5 protein-coding genes and 1 pseudogene are annotated in these 7,061 nt (G+C 69.4%); 1 reads left to right on the top strand and 5 read right to left on the bottom strand.

All coding sequences use genetic code 11. The features are described from left to right. The 3 genes from DMC18_RS06360 to DMC18_RS06350 all read right to left on the bottom strand — a co-directional run. Positions 1 to 1,135: thiamine pyrophosphate-binding protein (locus DMC18_RS06360; RefSeq protein WP_255580282.1), on the bottom strand; the 1,135-nt coding region annotated here is incomplete at its 3' end. Further along, positions 1,136 to 3,067, bottom strand: a complete 1,932-nt coding sequence (gene iolC, locus DMC18_RS06355) for a 5-dehydro-2-deoxygluconokinase (RefSeq protein WP_110117720.1) — start codon at positions 3,065 to 3,067, stop codon at positions 1,136 to 1,138. It abuts the gene before it with no gap. A gap of 119 nt (positions 3,068 to 3,186) precedes the next feature. Then, a complete protein-coding gene (locus tag DMC18_RS06350; RefSeq protein ID WP_110117721.1) occupies positions 3,187 to 4,062 on the bottom strand; it encodes a MurR/RpiR family transcriptional regulator in 876 nt (291 codons plus the stop codon). 253 nt (positions 4,063 to 4,315) lie between these two features. On the opposite strand from DMC18_RS06350, the gene iolG reads away from it, so the two are divergent. Next, positions 4,316 to 5,302 carry an inositol 2-dehydrogenase gene (gene iolG, locus DMC18_RS06345; RefSeq protein WP_110117722.1) on the top strand — a complete coding sequence of 329 codons (987 nt, stop codon included), beginning with the start codon at positions 4,316 to 4,318 and terminating at the stop codon, positions 5,300 to 5,302. A gap of 54 nt (positions 5,303 to 5,356) precedes the next feature. On the opposite strand, the gene DMC18_RS06340 is transcribed toward iolG, so the two are convergent. Together DMC18_RS06340 and DMC18_RS06335 are read right to left on the bottom strand one after the other, a co-directional pair. Continuing rightward, positions 5,357 to 6,790, bottom strand: a complete 1,434-nt coding sequence (locus tag DMC18_RS06340; RefSeq protein WP_110132776.1) for an OprO/OprP family phosphate-selective porin — start codon at positions 6,788 to 6,790, stop codon at positions 5,357 to 5,359. A 90-nt stretch (positions 6,791 to 6,880) separates the two neighbouring features. Then, positions 6,881 to 7,061, bottom strand: a pseudogene (locus DMC18_RS06335) (C4-dicarboxylate transporter DctA); the annotation flags it as partial.

Below are 7,061 nucleotides of genomic sequence, written 5' to 3'. Positions count from 1 at the left end.
CGTTCCAGCCGGCGACGCCGCCGGTCGCCTCGGCCGTCCAGGCGTCAGGCGCGCGCCAGCCGTCCAGGGCTTGCGCGAGCGCGTCGACCACCGCCTTGGCGTCGCCGACCACGCTGACCGCGCCGTGCTTGTGGGCGTCGTGCGGGGCGACGTTGACCTGGACCAGCTTGCGGTCCGGCGCGCCGAACAGGGCGCGGGAGCCGCTGGTGAAGTCCTGCAGGCGCGTACCGATGCCGACAACGAGGTCGGCCTGCTCGGCGGCGGCGACGGCGGCGCTCGTGCCGGTGACCCCGATCGCGCCGAGGTTCAGCGGGTGATCCCAGGCCAGGCTCCCCTTCCCGCCCTGCGTCTCGGCGAGCGGCAGGCCGGCGGCGTAGACGAGGTCGGCCAGCGCTGCTTCGGCGCGGGCGTAGAGCACCCCGCCGCCGGCCACGACCAGCGGCCGCTTGGCCGCCTTGATCAGGGCGACGAGGTCGGCAAGCTCGCGCAGATCGGGACGCGGCGCGCGGATGCGCCAGACCTTCCTGGCGAAGAAGGCTTCCGGATAGTCGAAGGCCTCGGCCTGGACGTCCTGGCAGAAGGCTAAGGTCGCCGGACCGCAGATCGCCGGGTCGAGCATGGTCGCCAGGGCGCGCGGCAGGGCGTCGAGGATCTGCTCGGGGCGCGTGATGCGGTCGAAATAGCGCGAGACCGGCCGGAAGCAGTCGTTGGCGCTGACCGTGGCGTCGCCGAAGTCCTCGATCTGCTGGAGGACGGGATCGGGCCGGCGGCTGGCATAGACATCGCCGGGCAGGAACAGCACCGGCAGGCGGTTGACGTGGGCCAGGGCGGCGGCGGTGACCATGTTGGTCGCGCCCGGCCCGATCGAGGTGGTGCAGACCATGGCCCGCTCACGCCGCGACTGCTTGGCGAAGGCGATGGCGGCGTGGGCCATGCCCTGCTCGTTGTGGGCGCGCCAGGTCGGCATCACGTCGCGGGCGCCGTGCAGAGCCTCGCCCAGGCCGGCGACATTGCCGTGGCCGAAGATCGCCCAGACCCCGGCGAAGTACGGCAGCACGCCCTCGCCGGTCTCGACATATTGCTGTGAGAGCCAACGGACGGTCGCCTGGGCGGCGGTGAGACGTATGGTGGCCATCTACGCGGCTTTCTCGGCGGCGCTGCGCAGACGCTTCCAGGCGTCCACCAGCACCTTGAACTTGCTCACCAGGGCGGCGACGGCCGCTTCGTCGTCGATGCGGCCGGCCAGCCAATCGCGGGCCACGTCGTAGAAGATGGTCCGCCCCACGGCGAAGCCCTTCACGATCGGGAACGGCGCGACGACCTCGAACGACGCGACCAGTTCGGCCTCCGGCGCCGACAGCCCCAGCAGCACCACGCCGCGGCAGAGCGGGTCGTTCTCGCGGATGGCGATCTCGATCTCGCGCCAGGCGGCCGGGTCGGTCAGGGGCTCCAGCTTCCACCAGTCGGGGCGGATGCCCAGGTCGTAGAGCCTGCGCACGCCGCGCGCCACGGTGCGGCTGTCGCTCTGCATGCCTGGCGGCAGGATCAGCTCGAGCAGCAGTTCGTGGCGCGTCTTGCGACAGGCGTCGAACAACCGCAGCAGCTGGCGCTCCTGCCGCTCGCGCAGTTCGACCTCGTCGTCTGGGTGATAGAAGACCAGGCACTTGACGATCTGGTTGGCCGGCCACTCGACCAGCTCCGTGGCCACGTCGGCCGAGCTTTCGAACTCCAGCGGCCGCGACTTGGGAAGCTCGATCGGACGGGCGATCCAGTAGTCGTGGTCGGCGGCCTGCGCCAAGGCGTCGAACCCGAAGCGGCCGTCCAGCAGCAGGCCAAAGCGGCTCTCGTCGCCGCCGGCCACGGCCTGGACCGCGCGCAGGGCCAGGGCCTTGAAGTGCGGGATGCGTTCGGGATCGCCGCCGGTCTCGGCGATGAGGTCGAGGAACTGGCTGCGATGGTCGACGGCCAGGACGGTCAGCTCGTCATAGACGCGGTCGCGGGTGGTGGCCCAGTGGATGTGCTCCAGCTCCACGTCCTCGCGCAGGCGGAACGGCCGCTCGCGGTCGGACAGGAAGGCCTCCAGCTCGACCCAGGTCGGCATGGCAGGCGTGCAGCCGTGCCGCGAGACGACGATCGCCCCGCAGGCGTTGCCCCATTCGCAGCAGGTCTCGACGCTTTCGCCGCGCAGCCAGCCGCGCAGGAAGCCGGCCATGAAGGCGTCGCCGGCCCCCAGCACGTTGAACACCTCGACCTTGAACCCGCGCGCGCTGACGCCCTCGTCCAGGCTGTCGGGGATCGCACCCGGGAAGGCCACGCAGCCGTCGGGCCCGCGCTTGCAGACCAGCAGCGCGCCGGGTGCCCCGCCACGGATCGCGCGCAGGGCGGCGATGGTGTCGGTCGAACCACCGAGGATATGGATCTCCTCCTCGGTGCCGACGATCAGGTCGCAGAGGGCCACCACCTCCTGCAGCTTCTCGGTGACCTGGCGGTTCTCGACGAAGCGGTTCTCGCCGGCGTCTCTGCCGGCCAGGCCCCACAGCACGGGGCGGTAGTCGATGTCGAAGACCACCCGGCCGCCGGCCGCCTTCACCGCGCGCGCGGCCTTGAGACTGGTCTCGTAGACATTGGGCTGCGACAGGTGAGTGCCGTTGATCAGCACCGCGCCGGCCCTGGCGATCCAGGCCTCGTCGACGTCGGAGGGCAGCAGCGCCATGTCGGCGCAGTTCTCGCGATAGAAGATCAGGGGGAAGTTCACCCGGTCGCGGATGCCCAGGATCACCAGAGCGGTCAGGCGGTCGGGGTCGGACAGCACGCCGGCGACGTCGACACCCTCGCGGACCAGTTGCTCGCGGATGAAGCGGCCCATGTGGTCAGAGCCGACCCTGGTCAGCAGACCCGTCTTCAGGCCAAGGCGCGCGCCGCCCGCGGCGGTGTTGGTCGGGCTGCCGCCCAGATACTTGGCGAAGGAGGACATGTCCTCCAGCCGGCCGCCGCTCTGCTGGCCGTAGAGGTCGACGGAGGAACGGCCGACGGTGATGAGATCAAGGGCCTTTTCGTCGTGCGCCATTCCGGTTCCACGCTACTTTTTTCTGACCGACCTCCCCGTCGGCGCCATGTAACGCATATTCTAAGTCCCAAAATCTCGCAACATTCATTTCATTTTTGAGCGAGAATGGAACGCACGCTTTAGCCGGCCTTGCGCTTCTTGCCCTTTTCCCTGTTGGCCTCGAAGGCGAAGCCGATCACCAGGGCCTGGGCCAGGCAGATCGAGGCGGCCAGGGAGCGGAAGGTCCGCACCTCGGACTCGCGCACGTGCAGCACCAGTTCGGCCGGCTTGGCGATCGGGCTGACCAGGCTGTCGCTGATCGACAGCACCTTGGCGTCGCGCTGCACCGCCATCTCGACGGCCTGCACCGTCTCCTCGGCATAGGGGTGATAGCTGACGGCGATCAGCAGATCCTTGGGGCCGATGGTCTGGACCTGCTGCTTCGTCAGTCCCGCCACCCCGTCGATGAACAGGGTGCGCTTGTTCACCTGCTGCAGCGAATAGGCCAGGTACGAGGCCACCGGGAACGAGCGGCGGAAGCCGACCACATAGACCGTCTCAGCCTTGTCGATCAGGGCGACGGCCTTGGCCATGTCAGCTTCGCTGACCGTCTGGCCGAGGTTCTGGAGCGCCAGGGTGTTGCCCTCGACGAACTCCGACAGCACGTCGGCGCCGCTCTCGGGCTTGCGCGCCACGGCCTCGTTGAAGTGGCGCACCCGCTCGCCATAGCCGAGGGCCGAGTGGCCCGACAGCAGGCCGTCGCGGAACAGCCGCTGCATCTGGCTGGCGCCGGGGAAGCCGAAGGTCTTGGCGAAGCGCACGATGGCCGACGGCTGCACGCCGCATCGCTCGGAGATCACCGCCAGGGTCTCCAGGGCCATCTCGTTGGGCTCGTCCAACGCGTAGCGGGCGATCTGCTGCAAGCGCTTGCTGAGCGTCTCGTAGCGTTCGAGGATCGCCGCCCGCAGCTCATCCGCGCTGGCGGGAGCGTTCGCCGCCATGATTTCGTCCGTCATCCGCGCCCCACAGTCCGATCGGTCAAATTAGAATATCCGTTCCGCGCGTGAACGCCAGGGTTCAACTTACGACCAGGAATTCCACTTTACCCGTAGAGGGAATTTTTATTCCAGGCTACAGGAACACGAAGTCCCGGCCGCGTCATGAGCCGGACGAGGGAGCGATCATGGTCGAGACGACGCGATCGAACGGTCAGGCGACGGACACGCCGCCCGCTCCTGCGCTCAATCCACCGAGACCTTGAAGGTTCCCATGCACGACATCGCCATCCTCGGCGCGGGCCGCATCGGCCGCATCCACGCCAAGAACGTCGCCGGCCAGGCTGGCCTGCGTCTCAAGCATGTGGTGGACCCCGTCGCCGCGGCGGCCGAGGCGCTGGCCGCCGAAACCGGCGCCCAGGTCTCCGACCTCGGCACGGCGCTGAACGATCCGTCGGTGGCCGGGGTGATCATCGCCAGCTCGACCGACACCCACCTCGACTACAGCCTGAAGGCCGTGGCGGCGGGCAAGGCGGTGTTCTGCGAAAAGCCGATCGACCAGGACCTCGCCCGCGCCCGCTCGGCCGCCGCCGAACTGGGCGCGCCGGGCGTGAAGCTGTTCCTGGGCTTCAACCGCCGCTTCGACCCCAGCTTCCAGGCTTTGCAGGCGAAGCTGGCGGCCGGGGCGGTCGGCGCGCTGGAGACGGTGCACATCACCAGCCACGACCCGGCCCCGCCGCCGGTGGCCTACGTCAAGGTGTCGGGGGGCCTGTTCAAGGACATGGCGATCCATGACTTCGACATGGCCCGCTGGCTGCTGGACGAGCCGGTGACCGAGGTGTTCGCCGCCGCCAGCTGCCTGGTCGATCCCGCCATCGGCGAGGCGGGCGATGTCGACACCGCCAAGATCCTTTTGCGTACTGGCTCGGGCAAGATCTGCATGATCAGCAACAGCCGCCGCAGCGGCTACGGCTACGACCAGCGCATCGAGGCCTTCGGCTCCAAGGGCCTGGTCCGGGCCGACAACGTCACCGAGAGCACGGTCTCGGTCTGGGGCGAGGCCGGCGCGGCCAGCGACGCCTTCCAGAACTTCTTCCTCGACCGCTACGCCGAAGCCTATCGCCGGGAAATGGCGCACTTCGCCCAGATCATCCGCGGCGAGGCCCTGCCGGCGATCGGCTATGCCGACGGCGTCGAGGCCCTGGCCCTGGCCGAGGCGGCCGGCCAGTCGGCCCGCACGGGTCAGGTGGTCAAACTCTAGCTTTCGGGTCCGCTGGCGGGATCGACATCGATCCCGTCAGCGGGCTGTCCGGCTCTAGAATTCCAACTGCAAGCGGGCCTGAGCGACGGTGACGTCGGCGTCCAGCTGGGAGCCGGCGATCAGGCGGTTTTCGATGGTCGCCCGGGTCAGGTTCCCGGTCAGGCGCACATAGGAATAGGGATACCAGTTGGCCCCGAAAGTGACGGCCTTGTAGGTCCCGGCCGTGGAAAGGCCGGTCTGCGAGGCCAGCGTGGCGACGCCGTTGGCGGCCATGTCGCTGAAGTCGGCGTAGTCGTAGCGGGCGGCCAACTCCAGCGCGCCCAGGCCGCCCTTGTCGAGCGGATGGGCGACCTTGATCCGACCGAACGAGCCGTTGGGATTGTAGGGCCGGGTCTCTCCGGTCGCGAACCAGCTGGCCGAGGCGTAGGCGGTGACGATGTCGAAGTCCGGCCCGCCCAGGGTGGAGCTGAGATTGGTGGCGATGCGGTCGACCTTGATCCGGGCCGCCTCGCCTTGCAGCGACAGCGCGCGGTGGATCCAGGCGGCCTCGATCCCCACCGTGGTGTCGCCGTCGCCGACCGCCCCGGTCGAGAACAGGGTCGCACCCGACGAGGTCTGGGACCTGAAAGCGGTGTTGGCCGCCGCCGAATAGGTGAAGCCGGTCTCCCCTCCCCGATCGCGGCGACGCAGCCAGGCGCCCAGGTGCAGGCGGTCGGCGTCGGAAAGCTGCGGCGACCAGGTAGCGCGAACGGTGGCCCCCAGGCGCTCGACGGCCTGGTTGGGATCGTAGCCGCCCGTGGCGTCGGTCTTGTTGATGTTGTCGCCCTGCAAGGCGCCCCACAGCGACCAGTTGGAGCCGGTACGCACGGCCTCCAGCGACAGGGCGTCGCCGGCGTCGATCACGTCGCCATAGGCGCCGCGTTCCATGAAGGTGATCGACTTGAACGAGGTCAGCCCCTCCAGCGAGGCGGCTTTCTGGTTGCCGGCCAGCAGCGAGGTCTGGGCGTCGAGCTTGTACTCTATGATAGCGTCGTCCCAGCTCCAGGCGCCGCCGCTGACCGCGCCGCCTTCCAGGCGATAGCCCCAGCGGCCGGTCTGGCCCTCAACGCCCAGGAACAGCTGCCGGGCCTTGAACTGGCGGGCGTGATAGTCGGCGACGCCGTCGCGCTCGGCGACCGCATCGACGGCGTCCAGCAGGATGCGGCCGCGCAGCTTGAAGGTCGAACCCGAAGCGTCGGTGAAGCGCGGCGAGTTCTCCCAGCGGAGGGGCTCGGCGGCCGGTTTCGGCGACGAGGTGGTCGGGAGGGTCGCGATCGGCGCGGCGGCGGGAGCAGCGGTAGCGACAGCGGACTGGCGTTCCAACACGTCGATCCGCGCTTGCAGCAGCTGGATCTGAGCCTTGAGGGCGGCGAGATCGGCGTCCTCGGCGCGGGCGGCGCCGGCGAAGCCGACGGCCACGAGGGCCGTGGTGGCGAAGAGAATGCGCATGGGCGTGGGTTCCCGCTCCCACGCCAGGCGCGGGAGGAAGAGGAAGGAAAGGGGCCGCCGCTTCGGCGGCCCGACTGCCTGGAAGGATCGCTACTCGGCCGCGGCCGGAACCGGCTCGACGTCGGACGGCGTGGCGTGACCGGCCAGAGCGGCGTCGAGGGCATCCTTGTCGAGGGCCTTTTCCCAGCGGCTGACGACGATGGTGGCGACAGCGTTGCCGATGAAGTTGGTCAGGGCCCGGCACTCGCTCATGAAGCGGTCGACGCCGAGG

Source organism: Caulobacter sp. D5, assembly GCF_003185805.1.
In the GTDB taxonomy this organism is placed as follows: Bacteria; Pseudomonadota; Alphaproteobacteria; order Caulobacterales; family Caulobacteraceae; genus Caulobacter.
The sequence above is the reverse complement of the archived record's forward strand: the minus strand, read 5'-3'. Positions and strand labels throughout refer to the sequence as shown.

Bases quoted from the DNA above. Each gene is read 5' to 3' on its own strand.
- iolC (WP_110117720.1), bottom strand. From the start codon at position 3,067: ATGGCGCACGACGAAAAGGCCCTTGATCTCATCACCGTCGGCCGTTCC.
- DMC18_RS06340 (WP_110132776.1), bottom strand. From the start codon at position 6,790: ATGCGCATTCTCTTCGCCACCACGGCCCTCGTGGCCGTCGGCTTCGCC.
- DMC18_RS06350 (WP_110117721.1), bottom strand. From the start codon at position 4,062: ATGACGGACGAAATCATGGCGGCGAACGCTCCCGCCAGCGCGGATGAG.
- iolG (WP_110117722.1), top strand. From the start codon at position 4,316: ATGCACGACATCGCCATCCTCGGCGCGGGCCGCATCGGCCGCATCCAC.